The sequence below is a fragment of the Mobilicoccus sp. genome, assembly GCF_032060985.1.
In the GTDB taxonomy this organism is placed as follows: Bacteria; Actinomycetota; Actinomycetes; order Actinomycetales; family Dermatophilaceae; genus Mobilicoccus.
This window is the reverse complement of the sequence record NZ_DAMBGD010000021.1, coordinates 1-17208: the sequence shown is the minus strand read 5'-3', so window position 1 is coordinate 17208 and position 17208 is coordinate 1. Positions and strand designations below refer to the sequence as shown.

The following is a 17208-nucleotide window of genomic DNA, read 5'->3' as shown; positions in this document are numbered from 1 at the left end:
CTCGTTCGCTCAGACGCGGCGGCGCTTGGGCGGGCGGACGCCGTTGTGCGGCATGGGCGTGACGTCGCTGATCGCGCCGACCTCGAGGCCGGTGGCGGTGAGCGAACGGATCGCGGTCTCACGACCGGAGCCGGGACCCTTGACGAACACGTCGACCTTGCGCATGCCGTGCTCCATGGCGCGGCGGGCGGCGGCCTCGGCGGCCATCTGCGCGGCGAACGGGGTGGACTTGCGCGAGCCCTTGAAGCCGACCTGGCCGGCGGAGGCCCACGAGATCACGGCCCCGGTGGGGTCGGTGATCGAGACGATGGTGTTGTTGAACGTGCTCTTGATGTGCGCGTGGCCGTGGGAGACGTTCTTCTTCTCCTTGCGGCGCACCTTCTTGGCGCCACCGGCCGTCCTGCTCTTGGGAGGCATGTGTTCTCTTTCCTACGAAATCTTCGGGTGGGTGTCCGGAGGCTGCAGCCCCGGCTGTCCGACTCCGCTGCGGGCGCGGTGAGCGCTCGCCCGGGTGGACGTGTCGAAGGCGGTGAGCATCGGGTGATCCGATGGACTCGCCGGTGACGATCGGCCTCAGCCGTGCGTCACTTACCCGCCTTCTTCTTGCCGGCGACCGTGCGCTTCGGGCCCTTGCGGGTGCGCGCGTTCGTCTTGGTGCGCTGGCCGCGGACCGGGAGCCCGCGGCGGTGACGCAGACCCTGGTAGCTACCGATCTCGACCTTGCGGCGGATGTCGGCGGCGATCTCGCGGCGGAGGTCACCCTCGGTCTGGACGTTCTCGTCCAGCCAGTCGCGCAGCGTGACCAGGTCCTGCTCGGAGAGGTCGCGCACGCGGGTGGAGGGGTCGATGCCGGCGGCGGCGACAGCCTCCTTCGCGCGAGTGCGGCCCACGCCGAAGATGTAGGTGAGAGCGATCTCGACGCGCTTCTCGCGCGGGAGGTCGACTCCGGCAATACGTGCCATTGAGGTGGTTCTCCTGTTGTCGCTCGGAGGTCTGGGGCCTCACCGTTCCGGATGCGCGCGGGGCGCCCGGTCCCCGGCCTCCGAGCCGGGGGTGACGTCCGAACTCTCGTTCGGGGCCGGGTGAAGCGTGATGCTGTCTCGCGTCGGGATCAGCGGGTGGTGCGTGGTGGGGGGATCAGCCCTGGCGCTGCTTGTGGCGCAGGTTCTCGCAGATCACCATGACCCGGCCGTTGCGGCGGATCACCTTGCACTTGTCGCAGATCTTCTTGACGCTGGGCTGAACCTTCATGTGCCTGCCGTCTTCAGATCGGTCTCCGGCTCACCGTGCCCGCGACGGATCGCGCGCCTGGTTCACCGGAGGGTGTTCGGTACCACCGGCGGTCGCCGGCGGCGGGTCTCAGCGGTAGCGGAAGACGATGCGGCCGCGAGTGAGGTCGTACGGGCTGAGCTCCACCACGACGCGGTCCTCGGGGAGGATCCGGATGTAGTGCTGACGCATCTTGCCCGAGATGTGAGCGAGGACCTTGTGGCCGTTGCTCAACTCCACGCGGAACATCGCGTTGGGCAGGGCTTCGACGATCGTGCCCTCGACCTCGATGACGCCGTCCTTCTTGGCCATGTCCTCCGCAATCCCTGACTGCCCCGATCGGGGCGTTGTCGTTCCGACGGCGGACCGTCGGACCCCCACCGGTCGGAGGGGGAAACTCGTCTCATGAGTGTGTGTCGACACCCCGCAGCGGGGGTTCGGCGTCGCGGCCTGCGGACCTGGAGGGGACCTCCGGGCATGAGGGCACGACGACACACCTGAGCCGACGTGTAAGTCTAGTGCACGAGGTGCGTGCCGGGCGAATCGCCTGCCAGGAGGCGCGACGTCAGGCCGGTGCGCCGCAGGGCAGACCCCGGCGGGTGAGTTCGGCCCGGCCCCCGTCCGACGCCGTGAGGACCCACGGCCCCTCGGGCGTGGCCGCCACGGTGTGCTCGACGTGGGCGCCGCGGGACCCGTCGGTGGTGACGACCGTCCACCCGTCGGTGAGCGTGTGCCCCACCTCGGTGCCGAGGGTGATCATCGGCTCGATCGCGACGGTGGCGCCGGGTCGGATGCGGGGCCCCCTGGCGCGGACCGCCACGTTGGGCACGCCGGGCCGTTCGTGCATCTCCCGCCCGATCCCGTGGCCCTCGTAGCCGTCGAGGATTCCGAAGGTCTCCCGGCCCAGTCGGGCGGCGGAGTGATCGACCGAGGCCTCGACGGCCTCCCCCACGTCGAAGAGCCGGCCACCGACGACGAACGCCCCGATGCCGGCCCACAGGGCGTCGGTGCAGGCGTCGATGAGCTCGAGGTCCTGGGGGCGGGCCGCCTGTGCTCCACCGACCACCGCGGTGATCGCGGAATCGCCGTGCCAACCCTCGACGCTCGCGCCGCAGTCGACGCTCACGACGTCGCCCGCCTCGAGACGGCGGGGGCCGGGGATCCCGTGGACGACCTCGTCGTTGACGCTGACGCACAGGGTGTGGCGGTAGCCGGGCACGTCCGGGAAGGACGGCCGGGCCCCGCGGGAGCGGATGTACGCCTCCGCGAGGGCGTCGATCTCCCCCGTGGTCGCGCCGGGGCGCAACGCCGCCTTCACGGCGGCCAGCGTCTCGGCGACGACGGTTCCGGCGACCCGCATCGCCTCGACCTCATCGGGCGAGCGCGCGGGCAGCCGCTCGGACCACGGGGGTGACCACACGCTCAGGCGCCCAGGGCGTCGCTGATCCGCGCGGTGATCTCGTCGACCTCACCCATGCCGTCGACCTCGACGAGCAGACCCTTCTCCCGGTAGACGGCGGACAACGGCGCCGTCTCCTCGGTGTAGACCCGCATCCGCTCACGGATGACGTCCTCGGTGTCGTCCTCGCGACCCTCGATCTCGGCGCGACGCAGCAGCCGACCCACGACCTCGTCGACGTCGACGACGAGCTCGAGCACCTTGTCGAGTTCCGTCCCGTGCTTCGCGAGCATGTCGTCGAGCGCGCGGACCTGCTCCAGCGTCCGCGGGTACCCGTCGAGGAGGAAACCGTTGCGCGCGTCGTCCTCGGCGAGACGGTTCTCGACGATGGAGTTGGTGACGTCGTCGGGCACGAACCGGCCTGCGGCAAGGAGTTCCTTGACCTGCAGACCCAGCTCGGTCTCGTTCTTGATGTTGGCGCGGAAGATGTCGCCGGTGGAGATCGCGGGGATCGACAGCCGGTCGGCGATACGGGAGGCCTGCGTGCCCTTACCGGCACCGGGCGGACCGAGGATGATGAGTCGCATCAGCGTAGGAACCCTTCGTAGTGGCGCTGCTGCAGCTGCGACTCGATCTGCTTCACCGTCTCCAGCCCGACGCCGACCATGATGAGCACGGACGTGCCGCCGAAGGGGAAGTTCTGCGACGCCCCCAGACCGGCGAAGGCGATGAGCGGGATCAACGAGATGAGCGCCAGGTAGGTGGCGCCCACGACGATGACGCGATTGAGCACGTAGCTGAGGTACTCCACCGTAGGCCGACCGGCCCGGATCCCGGGGATGAAGCCGCCGTACTTCTTCATGTTGTCCGCCACTTCCTCGGGGTTGAAGGAGATGGAGACGTAGAAGAACGTGAAGAAGATGATGAGCAGGGTGTACACCGCCATGTAGACGGGGTGGTCGCCGCGCACGAGGTTCTGGCTGACCCACGTCGCCCACGCCGGCGGGTTGGGATTGCTCTGGTAGAACTGCACGGCCAGGCCCGGGAGCGCGAGCATCGAACTCGCGAAGATCACCGGGATGACGCCGGCCTGGTTGACCTTGAGCGGGATGTAGGTCGAGGTGCCGCCGTACATCCGGCGCCCGATCATCCGCTTGGCGTACTGCACCGGGATGCGGCGCTGACACTGCTCGACGAAGACGACCGCACAGATGATGAGCAGCCCGATGAGGATGACGATGAAGAAGACGTCCCAGCTGCCACCCTTCTGCTGGATGGCCCAGAGCGACCCGGGGAAGCCGGCGACGATCGAGGTGAAGATGAGCAACGACATGCCGTTGCCGATCCCCTTCTCGGTGATGAGCTCACCCATCCACATGATGAGGCCCGTGCCGGCGGTCATCGTGAGCACGATGAGCGACAGCGTCGTCCAGTGCTCGTCGACGAGGACGCGCTCACAACCGCCACCGAAGAGGTGACCCGGGTTGCGGGCGAACGTCACGAAGGTCGAGCTCTGCAGCAGCGCCAGACCGATCGTGAGGTACCGGGTGTACTGCGTCATCTTGGCCTGACCGCTCTGCCCCTCCTGTTTGAGGGTCTCGAAGCGCGGAATGACGACGGTGAGCAGCTGGATGATGATGCTGGCCGTGATGTACGGCATGATCCCCAGCGCGAAGATGGACAGCTGCAGCATCGCGCCGCCGCTGAAGAGGTTGGCCATCCCGAGGAACTGGTTGTCCTGCGCCCCGCCGGTCTGCACGCACTGCTGTACGTCGTTGTAGCTGACGCCGGGGGTGGGAATGAACGAGCCGAGCCGGAAGATCGCCATCACCATGAGGGTGAAGAGAATCTTGCGACGCAGGTCCGGCGTCTTGAAGGCACGGACGAACGCGGTGAGCACTGGTGAACCCTCCCAGGGGTCTGGAGCACGTGGCGGCGGGTCCCCCTCGCCGGCTCCGACAAGTCGATCGATCACGAACAGGGCTGGCGAATCCCCTTGAAAACGATAGCACCCCGCGTCCGGAGTCACCGGCACGCGGGGTGCTGTCGTCATTCATCGCCGCTGGTCAGCGCGACGCTCAGAGCTCCGTGACGGAGCCTCCGGCGGCCTCGATCTTCGACTTCGCCGACCCGGAGAACCGGTGGGCGGAGACGTTGACCGCGACGCTGATGTCGCCCTGGCCGAGCACCTTCACGAGGTGCCCCTTGCGAACGGCACCCTTCTCCACGAGCGCGTCGACGGTGACGTCGCCGCCCTCGGGGAAGAGGGACCCGATCTTGTCCAGGTTCACGACCTGGTACTCGGTGCGGAAGGGGTTGGTGAACCCGCGCAGCTTCGGGAGGCGCATGTGCAGCGGCATCTGGCCGCCCTCGAAGCGCTCCGGAACCTGGTAGCGGGCCTTCGTGCCCTTGGTACCGCGACCGGCGGTCTTGCCCTTGCTGCCCTCACCGCGACCGACGCGGGTGCGTGCGGTCTTGGCGCCGGGAGCCGGGCGAAGGTGGTGGACCTTGAGCGCGTGGGCCTTGCCCGCGCCCGAGGTCGGCTCGGTGGCCTGGGTCTCGTCGGCCATGTCAGTCAACCTCCTCCATCGTGACGAGGTGCGTCACGGTCCGGACCATCCCGCGGATCTCGGGGCGGTCCTCCTTGACGACGACGTCGCCGATGCGCTTGAGACCGAGCGAGCGCAGCGTCTCGCGCTGGTTCTGCTTGCAACCGATCTCGGAACGCGTCTGCGTCACCTTGAGCTGAGCCATCAGGCGTTCACCCCCGCGGCGCGGGCGCGCAGCATGGCCGCCGGGGCGACGTCCTCGAGCGGGAGACCACGGCGCGCGGCCACGGCCTCGGGCTGCTCGAGCTGCTTGAGCGCCTCCACCGTCGCGTGGACGATGTTGATCGCGTTCTGCGAGCCGAGCGACTTGCTCAGGACGTCGTGGATGCCGGCGCACTCGAGCACGGCGCGCACCGGACCACCGGCGATGACACCGGTACCGGGCGACGCCGGGCGCAGGAGCACGACGCCGGCCGCGGCCTCACCCTGGACCGGGTGCGGGATGGTGTTCTGGATGCGCGGGACGCGGAAGAAGGCCTTCTTGGCCTCCTCGACGCCCTTGGCGATCGCCGCCGGAACTTCCTTGGCCTTGCCGTAACCGACGCCGACGGTGCCGTCACCGTCGCCGACGACCACGAGGGCGGTGAAGCTGAACCGGCGTCCGCCCTTGACGACCTTGGAGACGCGGTTGATGGTGACGACGCGCTCCAGGAACTGGCCGCGCTCGTCGTCACGTCCACCGCGACGGTTGTCGTTGCGGTCGCGACCGCCGCGGCGGTCGCCCCGCTCGTTGGTGGCGCCGGCGGAGTCGCCGGCGCCGGTGCCTCGGCGCTGGGGTCCAGCCATCAGACGTTCCTCTTCTTCTCGTTGCGGGTCGACATCGCGCTCACAGCGACAGACCTCCCTCTCGGGCGCCCTCGGCGATCGCCGCGACGCGCCCGTGGTACTTGTTGCCGCCGCGGTCGAACACGACCGCGTCGATGCCGGCGTCCTTGGCCCGCTGGGCCACGAGCTCGCCGACCTTGCGCGCCTTGGCGGTCTTGTCGCCGTCGAAGCTGCGCAGGTCCGCCTCCATGGTGGAGGCCGAGGCGAGGGTACGACCCTCGGCGTCGTCCACGACCTGGACGAACATGTGTCGCGACGAGCGCGTGACCACGAGGCGCGGACGGACCGCGGTCCCCGTGATGCGCTTGCGCAGACGGAAGTGGCGACGCGTGCGGGCAGCGGCCTTGCTCTTGCCGCGCTTGATCGTGAGTGCCATCACTTACCAGCCTTTCCGACCTTGCGGCGAATGTGCTCGCCCGCGTACCGCACACCCTTGCCCTTGTAGGGGTCGGGCTTGCGCAGCTTGCGGATGTTGGCAGCGGTCTCACCGACGAGCTGCTTGTCGATGCCCTGGATGGCGAACTTCGTGGGTCCCTCGACCGTGAAGCTGATGCCCTCGGGGGCCTCGACGGTGATCGAGTGGCTGTAGCCGAGCGCGAACTCGAGGTTGCCCCCCTTGTTCTGCACGCGGTAACCGGTGCCGAAGATCTCCATCTTCTTCTCGTACCCGTTGGTGACGCCCTCGACCATGTTGGCGATGAGCGTGCGGGTGAGGCCGTGGAGCGAACGCGACTCGCGCTCGTCGTCGGGGCGCGTGACCGCGATGGCCCCGTCCTCGTCGCGGGCGACGCGGATCGGCTCGGACACGTTCATGGCCAGCTGGCCCTTGGGGCCCTTGACCGAGACGGCCTGGCCGTCGATGGTCACGTCGACGCCGGAGGGAATGGTGATGGGGAGTCGTCCGATTCGGGACATTGCCTGGTCTCCTTCCTACTTCTCGGATTACCAGACGTAGGCGAGGACTTCCCCACCCACACCCTTGTTGGCGGCCTGCTTGTCCGTGAGGAGGCCGGAGGACGTGGAGATGATCGCCACGCCGAGACCACCGAGGACCTTGGGCAGGTTGGTCGACTTCGCGTACACGCGGAGTCCGGGCTTGGACACGCGGCGCACGCCGGAGATGGAGCGCTCACGGTTGGGGCCGTACTTCAGCTCGATGGTCAGCGTCTTGCCGACCTCGGCGTCCTCGACCTTCCAACCCGCGATGTAACCCTCGGACGTGAGGATCTCCGCGATGTTGGACTTGAGCTTCGAAAACGGCATGGACACTGCGTCGTGGTGCGCCGAGTTGGCGTTACGCACGCGGGTGAGCATGTCCGCGATGGGGTCTGTCATCGTCATTTTGGGCTTCTCCGCCCTTCCTCACCGCGGTTTCTCCCGCACCTGCTGTGCGGCAGACCTTCGGTGTAGAAGTGTGTTGAGTGGACGAGCTGTTACCAGCTGCTCTTGGTCACGCCGGGCAGCTCACCGCGGTGAGCCATCTCGCGCAGGCAAACTCGGCACAGGCCGAACTTGCGGTACACCGAGTGGGGCCGGCCGCACCGCTGGCAGCGGGTGTAGGCGCGGACCTTGAACTTCGGCTTGCGATTGGCCTTGTTGATCAGTGCGGTCTTGGCCACGATCAGTTCTCCTTGAACGGGAATCCGAGGTGACGCAGCAGCGCACGGCCCTCGTCGTCGTTGGTCGCCGTCGTGACGACGGTGATGTCCATACCGCGCACGTGGTCGATCTTGTCCTGATCGATCTCGTGGAACATGGACTGCTCGTTGAGACCGAACGTGTAGTTGCCGCGGCCGTCGAACTGCTTGGGCGACAGACCCCGGAAGTCACGGATACGCGGCAGCGCCACGGTCACGAGACGGTCGAGGAACTCCCACATGCGCTCGCCACGCAGCGTCGTGTGGCAGCCGATCGGCATGCCCTCACGGAGCTTGAACTGGGCGATCGACTTGCGCGCCTTGGTGACGACCGGCTTCTGACCGGTGATCGCCGTGAGGTCGCGGACCGCGCCCTCGATGCGCTTGCTGTCCTTGGCGGCCTCGCCGACACCCATGTTGACGACGACCTTGACGACACCGGGGATCTGCATGACGTTCTCGTAGGAGAACTCGTCCTGCAGCTTGCCCTTGATCTCGTCGCGGTACTTGAGCCGCAGACGGGCCTCGGGGGCCGTGCTCATGGTGGTCTCGCTCATCAGAGGTCCTTCCCGGAGCGCACGGAGACCCGGACGCGCTGCGTCTTCGTCTTGCCGTTGCGCTCGACCGTCTCGACCCGCGTGCGGATCCGGGTCGGCTTCTTCGTCTCCGGGTCCACGATCATCACGTTGCTCACGTGGATCGGGGCCTCGACCTGGACGATGCCGCCGGCGCCGCGCTGGCTCGCACGGGTGTGCTTGGTGATGCGGTTGATGCCCTCGACGAGCACACGCTGCGTCTCCGGGTACACCTCGATGACCTTGCCCTGCTTGCCGCGGTCGCCGCCCTTGTCCTGCTTGCGGCCGGAGATGACCTGAACGAGGTCACCCTTCTTGATCTTCATCTTGGCCATGGGTTACAGCACCTCCGGGGCCAGCGAGATGATCTTCATGAACTTCTTGTCACGCAGCTCGCGGCCCACCGGGCCGAAGATGCGGGTACCACGCGGGTCACCGTCGTTCTTGAGGATGACGGCCGCGTTCTCGTCGAATCGGATGTAGGAACCGTCGGGACGACGGCGCTCCTTCTTCGTGCGGACGATGACGGCCTTGACGACATCGCCCTTCTTGACGTTGCCGCCAGGGATGGCGTCCTTGACCGCGCCGACGATGACGTCACCGATACCGGCGTACCGCCGGCCGGAGCCACCGAGCACGCGGATGCACAAGATCTCCTTGGCACCGGTGTTGTCGGCGACGCGAAGTCGCGACTCCTGCTGGATCACTTCATACTCCTGTCGTCGCGCCGGTTCTCAGTCGGGGGAATCCCCCGGTGAGCCTTGCGGAACTTACTGGCCAGCTGCCTGGCCGAGGTCTGTTGAGAGGGCCTGGTGGAGGGCTGACGCCCCCGGGATCACTTGGCCTTCTCGACGATGCGCACGAGGCGCCAACGCTTCGAGGCGGACAGCGGACGCGTCTCCATGATGAGCACGCGGTCGCCGATTCCGGCCTCGTTGTTCTCGTCGTGCGCCTTCAGGCGGCTGGTGCGACGCATGACCTTGCCGTAGAGGGCGTGCTTCACGCGGTCCTCGACCTCGACGACGATGGTCTTGTCCATCTTGTCGCTGACGACGTACCCGCGAGCGGTCTTGCGGAAGTTACGGCCCTCGCCGGTCTCGACGGTCTCGTCGGTCACGGTGTTCTCCTCCGGAGTGGTCGTCATGGTCAGCTCGCCACCTTCGGGCCGCCGATGTTGAGCTCGCGCTCACGCATGATCGTGTAGATCCGCGCGATGTCCTTGCGGACCGCGCGAAGTCGGCTGTTGTTCTCGAGCTGGCCGGTGGCGGACTGGAACCGCAGGTTGAACAGCTCACCCTTGGCCTTCTTGAGCTCGTCGGCGAGCTTCTCATCGGACATCTCGCGGATCGCGTCCGCTGCCAGGTCCTTCGACATCAGTTGTCACCACCCTCACGTGCGATGAATCGGCACTTCATGGGGAGCTTGTGCATCGCCAGGCGCATGGCCTCGCGAGCGACCTCCTCGCTGACGCCGGAGAGCTCGAACATGACGCGGCCCGGCTTGACGTTGGCGACCCACCACTCGGGGGAACCCTTACCGGATCCCATGCGGGTCTCGGCCGGCTTCTTGGTGAGCGGGCGGTCCGGGTAGATGTTGATCCAGACCTTTCCGCCACGCTTGATGTAGCGGGTCATCGCGATACGAGCGGACTCGATCTGACGGTTGGTGACGTAGGCCGGCGTGAGCGCCTGGAGGCCGTAGTCACCGAACGCGATCTCGGTGCCGCCCTTCGCCATGCCGCGACGGGTCGGGTGGTGCTGCTTACGGTGCTTGACTCGACGGGGAATCAACATCAGGACTCTGCTCCCTCGGTGGTCGCGGGGGCGCCCGACGTCACGGCCGTCTCGCTGCCACCCGTGCTCTCGTTCGTGCGCGGCGCGTGGGACCCACGGTCTCCGCCACGCTCGCCGCCGGGACGGCGCCCACGGGCGGGACGCTCGCCGCGCGGGCCACCACGGCCGGCGCGACCCGGAGCGGCGGCCTGCTGGGCCGCGAGCTCCTTGGACGTCAGGTCGCCCTTGTAGATCCAGACCTTCACGCCGATGCGGCCGAAGGTGGTGCGGGCCTCGTAGAAGCCGTAGTCGATGTTCGCGCGGAGGGTGTGCAGCGGCACACGACCCTCGCGGTAGAACTCGGTGCGGCTCATCTCGGCGCCGCCGAGACGGCCGGAGACCTGCACGCGGATGCCCTTGGCGCCGGCGCGGAGCGAGGACTGCATGCCCTTGCGCATCGCGCGACGGAAGGAGACGCGGGCGGAGAGCTGCTCGGCGATGCCCTGCGCGACGAGCTGGGCGTCCATCTCGGGGTTCTTGACCTCGAGGATGTTGAGCTGCACCTGCTTGCCCGTGAGCTTCTCGAGCTCACCGCGGATGCGGTCGGCCTCGGCGCCGCGGCGACCGATGACGATGCCCGGACGCGCCGTGTGGATGTCGACGCGGACGCGGTCACGCGTGCGCTCGATCTCGACGCGGCTGATGCCGGCGCGCTCCATGCCCGTGGACATGAGCTTGCGGATCGCCACGTCCTCCTTGACGTAGTCGCGGTAGCGCTGGCCGTCCTTGGTGCTGTCGGCGAACCACCGGGACACGTGGTCGGTGGTGATGCCGAGACGGAAGCCGTTCGGGTTGACCTTCTGACCCATCAGCGAACGCCTCCATTCGTCTCGAGCTGGCTGACCTGCACGGTGATGTGGCTCGTGCGCTTGTTGATGCGGAACGCGCGGCCCTGGGCCCGCGGCTGGAACCGCTTCATCGTGGGGCCCTCGTCGACGTACGCGGTCGTGACGACCAGCGCACGCTCGTCGAACGGCACCGACTCGCGCTCGGCCTTCTGACGGGCGTTGGCGATGGCGCTGGCGAGCACCTTGTACACGGGCTCGCTCGCCGACTGCGGCGCGAACTGCAGCGTGGCGAGGGCCTCGGGGGCCTGCTTGCCACGGATGAGGTCCACGACACGGCGGGCCTTCATCGGCGTGACGCGCACGCCACGGGCCTGTGCCCGGGCTTCGAGCATCACGGCGTCCTCCTGGCTCTTCTTCGACTTCGTAGCGGCCATCAGCGACGACGACCCTTCTTGTCGTCCTTCACGTGACCCTTGAACGTGCGCGTCGGCGCGAACTCGCCGAGCTTGTGCCCGACCATCGACTCGGTGACGAACACCGGCACGTGCTTGCGACCGTCGTGGACGGCAAAGGTGTGGCCGAGGAAGTCGGGCGCGATGACCGACCGGCGCGACCAGGTCTTGATGACGTTCTTGCTGCCCGCTTCGTTCTGGGCGTCCACCTTCTTCTGAAGGTGGTCGTCGATGAAGGGGCCCTTCTTCAGGCTGCGAGGCATATCAGCGGGCTCCTATCAGCGCTTCTTGCCGGTACGACGACGACGGACGATGAGCTTGTCGCTCTCCTTGTTGGGACGGCGGGTACGACCCTCCGGCTGGCCCCAGGGGCTGACCGGGTGACGTCCACCGGAGGTGCGACCCTCACCACCACCGTGCGGGTGGTCCACCGGGTTCATGACGACACCACGGACGGTGGGGCGCTTGCCCTTCCACCGCATGCGGCCGGCCTTGCCCCAGTTGATGTTGCTCTGCTCGGCGTTGCCGACCTCGCCGATCGTCGCGCGGCAGCGGACGTCGACGTTGCGGATCTCACCGGAGGGCATACGCAGCTGGGCGTAGCGGCCCTCCTTGGCGACGAGCTGGACTCGCGCACCGGCGGAGCGGGCGATCTTGGCCCCGCCGCCGGGGCGGAGCTCGATCGCGTGGATGACGGTACCGACGGGGATGTTGCGCATCGGCAGGTTGTTGCCCGGCTTGATGTCCGCCCCGGGGCCGTTCTCGATCCGATCGCCCTGCTTGAGGCGGTTCGGCGCGATGATGTAGCGCTTCTCGCCGTCCGCGTAGTGCAGGAGGGCGATGCGGGCGGTGCGGTTGGGGTCGTACTCGATGTGAGCGACCTTGGCCGGGATGCCGTCCTTGTCGTGACGACGGAAGTCGATGACGCGGTAGGCGCGCTTGTGGCCGCCACCGATGTGACGGGTCGTGATGCGGCCCTGGTTGTTACGACCACCGGTCTTCGCGAGCGGGCGCACCAGCGACTTCTCGGGCTGGTCGCGCGTCACCTCCACGAAGTCGGCGACGCTGCTCCCGCGACGCCCCGGCGTCGTCGGCTTGTACTTACGGATACCCATGAGATCAGTTCTCCCTTAGCGATTCGATCGGCTTCGGGCGCGCGCTCAGCGCGCGCCACCGAAGACGTCGATCGAGCCTTCCTTGAGGGTGACGATGGCGCGCTTGGTGTCCTTGCGCTTACCCATCCCGAACCGGGTCCGACGGGTCTTGCCGGGGCGGTTCAACGTGTTGACGGAGGAGACCTTGACGTCGAAGATCTGCTCGACGGCGATCTTGATCTCGGTCTTGTTGGCGCGCGGATCGACGAGGAAGGTGTACTTGCCCTCGTCCATCAGCGTGTACGACTTCTCGGAGACGACCGGCGAGAGCAGGACGTCGCGGGGGTCCTTGTTCAGGGCGCTCACTTGGCGACCTCCTTGGACTTCGTGGCGGCGGCGACGAACGCCTCGAGGGCGTCCTCGGTGAAGACGATGTCGTCCGCGCACAGGACGTCGTAGGTGTTCAGCTGGTCGGCGAACAGCACGTGCACGGACGGCAGGTTGCGCACCGAGAGCATCGCGGTCTCGTCACCGCGACCGACGACCACGAGCTGGTTGGTGCGCTCGGTGAGCGCGGCCATCAGCGTGGCGGCGTTGCGGGCCGAGGGGGACTCCCCCTCGACGAGACCGGTGACGACGTGCACGCGGTCGTGACGCGCGCGGTCGGAGAGGGCCCCGCGCAGGGCGGCGGCCTTCATCTTCTTGGGGGTGCGCTGGCTGTAGTCGCGCGGCTGCGGGCCGTGGACGGTGCCACCACCGGCGAACTGCGGCGCGCGGGTCGAACCCTGGCGGGCGCGGCCGGTGCCCTTCTGGCGGTACGGCTTGCGGCCACCACCACGGACCTCGGAGCGCGTCTTGGTGGAGTGCGTCCCCTGGCGGGCCGCGGCCTGCTGGGCCACGACGACCTGGTGGATGAGCGGCACGTTGGTCTGCACGTCGAAGATCTCGGCGGGCAGGTCGACCGTGCGACCGGCGGCGGCACCCGTGTGGTCACGGACGTCGATCGTCGTCATGGTCTGGTCACGCTCCCTTCACAGCGGTGCGGACGAGCACGACGGCGCCGCGGGGGCCGGGGACGGCACCCTTGATGAGTAGGAGGCCCTGCTCGGCGTCGACGGCGTGGATCTGCAGGTTCTGGGTCGTCTGGCGGACCCCACCCATGCGGCCGGCCATGCGGTGGCCCTTGAACACGCGCGAGGGCGTGGCGCAGGCGCCGATGGAGCCCGGCTTGCGGTGGTTGCGGTGCGCGCCGTGGCTGGCGGAGACACCGGCGAAGCCGTGACGCTTCATGACACCGGCGAAACCCTTGCCCTTGGTGCGGCCGACGACGTCGACGCGCTGCCCGGCCTCGAAGGCCTCGGCGGTGACCTCCTGGCCGGCGCTGAAGGTGCCGGCGTCGGAGGTGCGCAGCTCGACGAGGTGACGGCGCGGCGTGACACCGGCCTTCTCGAAGTGGCCGGACATGGGCTGGTTCACCTTGCGCGGGTCGATGGCGCCGAAGGCGATCTGCACGGCGTTGTAGCCGTCGACGTCCTCGGTGCGCACCTGCGTCACGACGCAGGGGCCGGCCTTGACCACGGTCACGGGAACGAGGCGGTTGTCGGCGTCCCACATCTGGGTCATGCCGAGCTTCTCGCCCAGCACGCCCGTGACGGGGCGCTCGATCTTGGAAGAAATGCTCATCTGCACTGCCCTCAGAGCTTGATCTCGATGTTGACGTCGGCCGGCAGGTCGAGACGCATGAGCGAGTCGACGGCCTTGGGCGTCGGGTCCACGATGTCGATGAGGCGCTTGTGCGTGCGCATCTCGAAGTGCTCGCGGCTGTCCTTGTACTTGTGGGGCGACCGGATGACGACGAAGACGTTCTTCTCCGTCGGCAGCGGCACCGGGCCGACCACGGTGGCACCGGCACGGGTCACCGTGTCGACGATCTTGCGCGCCGAGGAGTCGATGACCTCGTGGTCGTACGACTTCAACCGGATGCGGATCTTCTGTCCCGCCATCGTCGTTACGTCTCTCTTCCCTGTCGTTCCACTGCGGATCCGGTTCGGTGGGGCCGACCCCCGCGGTCGGGTGTGTCGCACCGTACCGCTGGGCCGAAGGCAGCACGAAGTGCTCACCTTCGGTATTGGTCGCCCCGGCCGGAACCGGAGGTCTGATGATCGCGAGAGCCAGCCGGTTCACGGACGGATCCGTGTGCTAGTCACCTCTCGCGAGGGACGGCGTCTGCGCGATCTGCCCACCCACGAAGGGGCGCGAATCAGCGCATGCTGCCGTCAAGCAACCGTCCTAGTGTGTCAGACCCGCGTGCCAGAGCCAAATCGGGGCGTGGTGGCCCGCTTTCGGGGCCACTCCCCCGACCGCCTCGTCACCTCACACCGGAGGGTGGCGCTGAAACGGGAGGTGAAGACCTCCGGTTTCAGCGCCACCCTCCGGTCTCAGGTGGGATGGGGTCAGCGGCCCGGGAAGCTCGGCTTCTCCTTGGCGACGAAGGCGCGCACGCCCTCGGCCTTGTCCTCGGTGCCGAATGCCTCCCGGAAGCTCTTGGCCTCGAGATCCAGGCCGGCGGCGGTGGGCAGCGGAGCCGCCTCGTCGACGAGCCTCTTGCACAGGCCGATCGCCACCGCCGACTTGCCTGCCATCTCGGCGACGACGGCCTTGGCTCCCGCCACCACGTCTGCGGGAGCGTCGAACAGCGCGTTGACGAGGCCGATGCGGTGCGCTTCCTCGGCGGTGATCGCACGGCCGGTGTAGATGAGTTCGCGGGCCATGCCGATGCCCACGCGGTCGGTGAGGCGGACCGAGCCGCCGAAGCCGGGGACGAGACCGAGGTTGACCTCGGGCTGCCCGAACTTGGCGTTGCGGCTCGCGTAGATGAAGTCGCACGCCATCGCGAGCTCGCAGCCGCCGCCGAGGGCGAAGCCGTTGACGGCCGCGACGACCGGCACGGGAAGCCCCTCGAGGCGGGTCGTGACCTCCTGCATCCGGCGGCTGTAGTGCTCGCCCTGCTCGGGCGTCATGTCCTTCATCTCGACGATGTCGGCCCCGGCGACGAACGCCTTCTCCCCCGCGCCGGTGACGACGACGCCCCGCACGGGCCACTCGCCGTCTCGCCCCACCCCCGCGAGAACCTCGGTGAGCGCCCACAGGTCCTCGACGACCTGCGCCGCGAGGGCGTTCATCGCCGACGGGCGGTTGACGGTGACGACGAGGGCGTCCCCGTCCTGCTCGACGAGGAGGGTCTCGTACGTGCCGAAGTCCATTGGTTCCTCCATGCTTTCGGGGTCGTTCTCGCAGTGTTCGGTGTGACGATGGCGATCACGCTACCGCTGTGGGCGGCGGTGGCGCGGGGCTGCCGACCTCCGGGTCGAGGAGGTGAACGCCGTGAGTCTCGTCTATCGGGCGTCATGGGCGGACGCGGGCGACGACCGACCCGGGATCGACCCGTGCCGCCGGGTGTTCGAGCAGTGGGCGCTGGAGGGAACCGGCGCCACCGCCGTCGAGGGCGAGGAGATGCAGTTCGACCGGCCGGACGGTCGTGGGTGCCGCACGGTGAGGGTTGCGGATGTCTCTGCCGAGGGTCTCGGAGACACCGACGGCGTCACGGCGGCGTGGGAGGGTTCGGTTGCAGATGAGAGCACCGACGCGCCACGCACCGTCTGGGTGACGACCGTGCGGGTCGCCCTGACCGGCTCTGACACGCACATCTGCGTCGAGAACCACGTGGAGACCGAGGACGTCACTCGGCGGGTGTCGGTCGGCCGGCCACGTGTCGTCGACGGCCTCGTCGCCGCCTGTGCCAGGCCGAGACTCGGCAACTCTCTTGTTCGCCTCGACACGGTCGACGTCAACGCCGACGGAATCGAGCTGCTCGTCACGTTCCTCGAGGACGAAGCCCGATCCCTCCCCGTCATCGTCGTCAGCGGCGTCGACGACGAGGTGAGGGCGGCGGGGCTCGCCCGGATCGCGGATCGCATCACGACCCGCGCTCGCGGCATCGCGACGGTCGTCGTCCTCGACGCCGACGCGACGCGCGCCTTCCGCGACCGGCTCGACACGCTGGCCGTCTGGGACGGCGCCATCCGTGTCTATGCGCCCGGCGCTCCCCTGGCGCCGAGTCAGGCGTACCGCCATCGGTACTACACCAGCATGCTCCTCGAGTCCCGCGAGAGCGCGGTGGTCGACCGGATTCTCTACGCCGCTGCGACGATGTCGACGCGGCGCCCCCTGCACCAGGTCTTCACGGTGTTCGAGCGCCAGTCGAGCCAGCGGCCCACGCCGCTGACCCCCGAGGCCATGGGCGACGGCCTCGTTCACCTCGACCAAGAACTCGAGCTCGAGGAACTTCGAGAGGAACTGGATTCGGTCCACGTTCAGCTCAACCAGGCGAAAGGTCACCTCGACCGGCTTCGGCTCGCGCTGGCCGAACGCCAGATCCACACGCTCTTCTGGGAGACCGAGTTCGACCCGGGTGACAGCGTGCCCGACGTCGTCGACGACGTGGACGGTGCCATCCTCGCGGCCAGGGCCTACCTCACCGATTGGCTCGAGATCCACGACGACGCGGAGCGCGAGCTCGTCGGCATCAACACCGGGGCCCAAGCGGGCGTATGGGGAAACACGACCTGGAGTGGATTCCGTGCGCTCGCGGCCTATGCGGAGGCGCGGTCGACTGAATCGCCCCGGGTCTGATGGAGGCTCTCAATCCTGGGAAGGATGATGAGAGTC

At 68.2% G+C, this 17208-nt stretch carries 30 protein-coding genes; 1 reads left to right on the top strand and 29 read right to left on the bottom strand.

What is annotated here, in order from left to right; all coding sequences use genetic code 11:
• Positions 1-9: 9 nt before the first annotated feature.
• From rpsK to RT054_RS14555, 29 genes are all read right to left on the bottom strand, one after another.
• Positions 10-417: a 30S ribosomal protein S11 gene (gene rpsK, locus RT054_RS14695; protein ID WP_284304218.1), complete on the bottom strand. Its 408-nt coding sequence runs from the start codon at positions 415-417 to the stop codon at positions 10-12.
• 167 nt (positions 418-584) lie between these two features.
• Entirely contained in the window at positions 585-962 is a 378-nt protein-coding gene (rpsM, locus tag RT054_RS14690) for a 30S ribosomal protein S13 (protein ID WP_312718575.1), read from the bottom strand.
• A 175-nt stretch (positions 963-1137) separates the two neighbouring features.
• Entirely contained in the window at positions 1138-1251 is a 114-nt protein-coding gene (gene rpmJ, locus RT054_RS14685) for a 50S ribosomal protein L36 (RefSeq protein ID WP_006592630.1), read from the bottom strand.
• A 108-nt stretch (positions 1252-1359) separates the two neighbouring features.
• A complete protein-coding gene (infA, locus tag RT054_RS14680; RefSeq protein WP_048696677.1) occupies positions 1360-1581 on the bottom strand; it encodes a translation initiation factor IF-1 in 222 nt (73 codons plus the stop codon).
• A gap of 253 nt (positions 1582-1834) precedes the next feature.
• On the bottom strand, positions 1835-2689 hold the full coding sequence (gene map, locus RT054_RS14675) for a type I methionyl aminopeptidase (RefSeq protein ID WP_313024982.1): 855 nt from the start codon (positions 2687-2689) through the stop codon (positions 1835-1837).
• 2 nt (positions 2690-2691) lie between these two features.
• Entirely contained in the window at positions 2692-3255 is a 564-nt protein-coding gene (locus tag RT054_RS14670) for an adenylate kinase (RefSeq protein ID WP_312718582.1), read from the bottom strand.
• On the bottom strand, positions 3255-4568 hold the full coding sequence (gene secY, locus RT054_RS14665; protein ID WP_312718584.1) for a preprotein translocase subunit SecY: 1314 nt from the start codon (positions 4566-4568) through the stop codon (positions 3255-3257). The genes RT054_RS14670 and secY overlap by 1 nt, the downstream gene beginning before the upstream one ends.
• 178 nt (positions 4569-4746) lie before the next feature.
• Positions 4747-5238: a 50S ribosomal protein L15 gene (gene rplO, locus RT054_RS14660; RefSeq protein WP_312718586.1), complete on the bottom strand. Its 492-nt coding sequence runs from the start codon at positions 5236-5238 to the stop codon at positions 4747-4749.
• A 1-nt stretch (position 5239) separates the two neighbouring features.
• On the bottom strand, positions 5240-5422 hold the full coding sequence (gene rpmD / locus RT054_RS14655) for a 50S ribosomal protein L30 (protein WP_312718587.1): 183 nt from the start codon (positions 5420-5422) through the stop codon (positions 5240-5242).
• A complete protein-coding gene (rpsE, locus tag RT054_RS14650) occupies positions 5422-6063 on the bottom strand; it encodes a 30S ribosomal protein S5 (protein ID WP_312718589.1) in 642 nt (213 codons plus the stop codon). The genes rpmD and rpsE overlap by 1 nt, the downstream gene beginning before the upstream one ends.
• 40 nt (positions 6064-6103) lie before the next feature.
• Positions 6104-6478, bottom strand: a complete 375-nt coding sequence (gene rplR, locus RT054_RS14645) for a 50S ribosomal protein L18 (protein ID WP_312718590.1) — start codon at positions 6476-6478, stop codon at positions 6104-6106.
• Positions 6478-7017 (bottom strand): 50S ribosomal protein L6, encoded by a 540-nt coding sequence (gene rplF, locus RT054_RS14640; protein WP_312718591.1) that lies wholly within the window; start codon positions 7015-7017, stop codon positions 6478-6480. The genes rplR and rplF overlap by 1 nt, the downstream gene beginning before the upstream one ends.
• A 27-nt stretch (positions 7018-7044) precedes the next feature.
• On the bottom strand, positions 7045-7443 hold the full coding sequence (rpsH, locus tag RT054_RS14635; protein WP_312718593.1) for a 30S ribosomal protein S8: 399 nt from the start codon (positions 7441-7443) through the stop codon (positions 7045-7047).
• Positions 7444-7535: 92 nt separating this feature from the next.
• Complete coding sequence (locus RT054_RS14630; protein ID WP_040160195.1) at positions 7536-7721, bottom strand: type Z 30S ribosomal protein S14; 186 nt, start codon at positions 7719-7721, stop codon at positions 7536-7538.
• A gap of 2 nt (positions 7722-7723) precedes the next feature.
• Positions 7724-8296, bottom strand: coding sequence for a 50S ribosomal protein L5 (gene rplE / locus RT054_RS14625; protein WP_313024969.1), 573 nt, complete (start codon positions 8294-8296; stop codon positions 7724-7726).
• Positions 8296-8649 (bottom strand): 50S ribosomal protein L24, encoded by a 354-nt coding sequence (gene rplX, locus RT054_RS14620; protein ID WP_312718601.1) that lies wholly within the window; start codon positions 8647-8649, stop codon positions 8296-8298. The genes rplE and rplX overlap by 1 nt, the downstream gene beginning before the upstream one ends.
• Before the next feature lie 3 nt (positions 8650-8652).
• Positions 8653-9021, bottom strand: coding sequence for a 50S ribosomal protein L14 (gene rplN / locus RT054_RS14615; RefSeq protein WP_009483065.1), 369 nt, complete (start codon positions 9019-9021; stop codon positions 8653-8655).
• A gap of 128 nt (positions 9022-9149) precedes the next feature.
• Complete coding sequence (gene rpsQ / locus RT054_RS14610) at positions 9150-9458, bottom strand: 30S ribosomal protein S17 (RefSeq protein WP_312718604.1); 309 nt, start codon at positions 9456-9458, stop codon at positions 9150-9152.
• Between the two features lie 2 nt (positions 9459-9460).
• The gene (rpmC, locus tag RT054_RS14605; RefSeq protein WP_312718605.1) at positions 9461-9688 is read right to left on the bottom strand and encodes a 50S ribosomal protein L29; all 228 of its coding nucleotides are present in this window, start codon (positions 9686-9688) and stop codon (positions 9461-9463) included.
• The gene (rplP, locus tag RT054_RS14600; protein WP_312718606.1) at positions 9688-10107 is read right to left on the bottom strand and encodes a 50S ribosomal protein L16; all 420 of its coding nucleotides are present in this window, start codon (positions 10105-10107) and stop codon (positions 9688-9690) included. Before rplP ends, rpmC begins: the two co-directional genes overlap by 1 nt.
• Entirely contained in the window at positions 10107-10955 is an 849-nt protein-coding gene (rpsC, locus tag RT054_RS14595; RefSeq protein WP_313024961.1) for a 30S ribosomal protein S3, read from the bottom strand. The genes rplP and rpsC overlap by 1 nt, the downstream gene beginning before the upstream one ends.
• The gene (gene rplV, locus RT054_RS14590) at positions 10955-11326 is read right to left on the bottom strand and encodes a 50S ribosomal protein L22 (RefSeq protein ID WP_312718629.1); all 372 of its coding nucleotides are present in this window, start codon (positions 11324-11326) and stop codon (positions 10955-10957) included. The genes rpsC and rplV overlap by 1 nt, the downstream gene beginning before the upstream one ends.
• A gap of 41 nt (positions 11327-11367) precedes the next feature.
• Positions 11368-11649 (bottom strand): 30S ribosomal protein S19, encoded by a 282-nt coding sequence (gene rpsS, locus RT054_RS14585; RefSeq protein ID WP_312718609.1) that lies wholly within the window; start codon positions 11647-11649, stop codon positions 11368-11370.
• Between the two features lie 15 nt (positions 11650-11664).
• A complete protein-coding gene (gene rplB / locus RT054_RS14580; RefSeq protein WP_312718610.1) occupies positions 11665-12501 on the bottom strand; it encodes a 50S ribosomal protein L2 in 837 nt (278 codons plus the stop codon).
• Between the two features lie 45 nt (positions 12502-12546).
• The gene (gene rplW, locus RT054_RS14575; RefSeq protein ID WP_312718611.1) at positions 12547-12846 is read right to left on the bottom strand and encodes a 50S ribosomal protein L23; all 300 of its coding nucleotides are present in this window, start codon (positions 12844-12846) and stop codon (positions 12547-12549) included.
• The gene (gene rplD / locus RT054_RS14570; protein WP_312718612.1) at positions 12843-13493 is read right to left on the bottom strand and encodes a 50S ribosomal protein L4; all 651 of its coding nucleotides are present in this window, start codon (positions 13491-13493) and stop codon (positions 12843-12845) included. Before rplD ends, rplW begins: the two co-directional genes overlap by 4 nt.
• A gap of 7 nt (positions 13494-13500) precedes the next feature.
• Positions 13501-14163, bottom strand: a complete 663-nt coding sequence (rplC, locus tag RT054_RS14565) for a 50S ribosomal protein L3 (RefSeq protein ID WP_313024955.1) — start codon at positions 14161-14163, stop codon at positions 13501-13503.
• Positions 14164-14174: 11 nt separating this feature from the next.
• Positions 14175-14483: a 30S ribosomal protein S10 gene (rpsJ, locus tag RT054_RS14560; protein WP_006502853.1), complete on the bottom strand. Its 309-nt coding sequence runs from the start codon at positions 14481-14483 to the stop codon at positions 14175-14177.
• A gap of 450 nt (positions 14484-14933) precedes the next feature.
• A complete protein-coding gene (locus RT054_RS14555) occupies positions 14934-15755 on the bottom strand; it encodes an enoyl-CoA hydratase-related protein (RefSeq protein ID WP_312718620.1) in 822 nt (273 codons plus the stop codon).
• 109 nt (positions 15756-15864) lie between these two features.
• Between RT054_RS14555 and RT054_RS14550 the strand changes: the two genes are divergently transcribed.
• Entirely contained in the window at positions 15865-17172 is a 1308-nt protein-coding gene (locus tag RT054_RS14550; RefSeq protein ID WP_313024950.1) for a hypothetical protein, read from the top strand.
• Positions 17173-17208 lie beyond the last annotated feature (36 nt).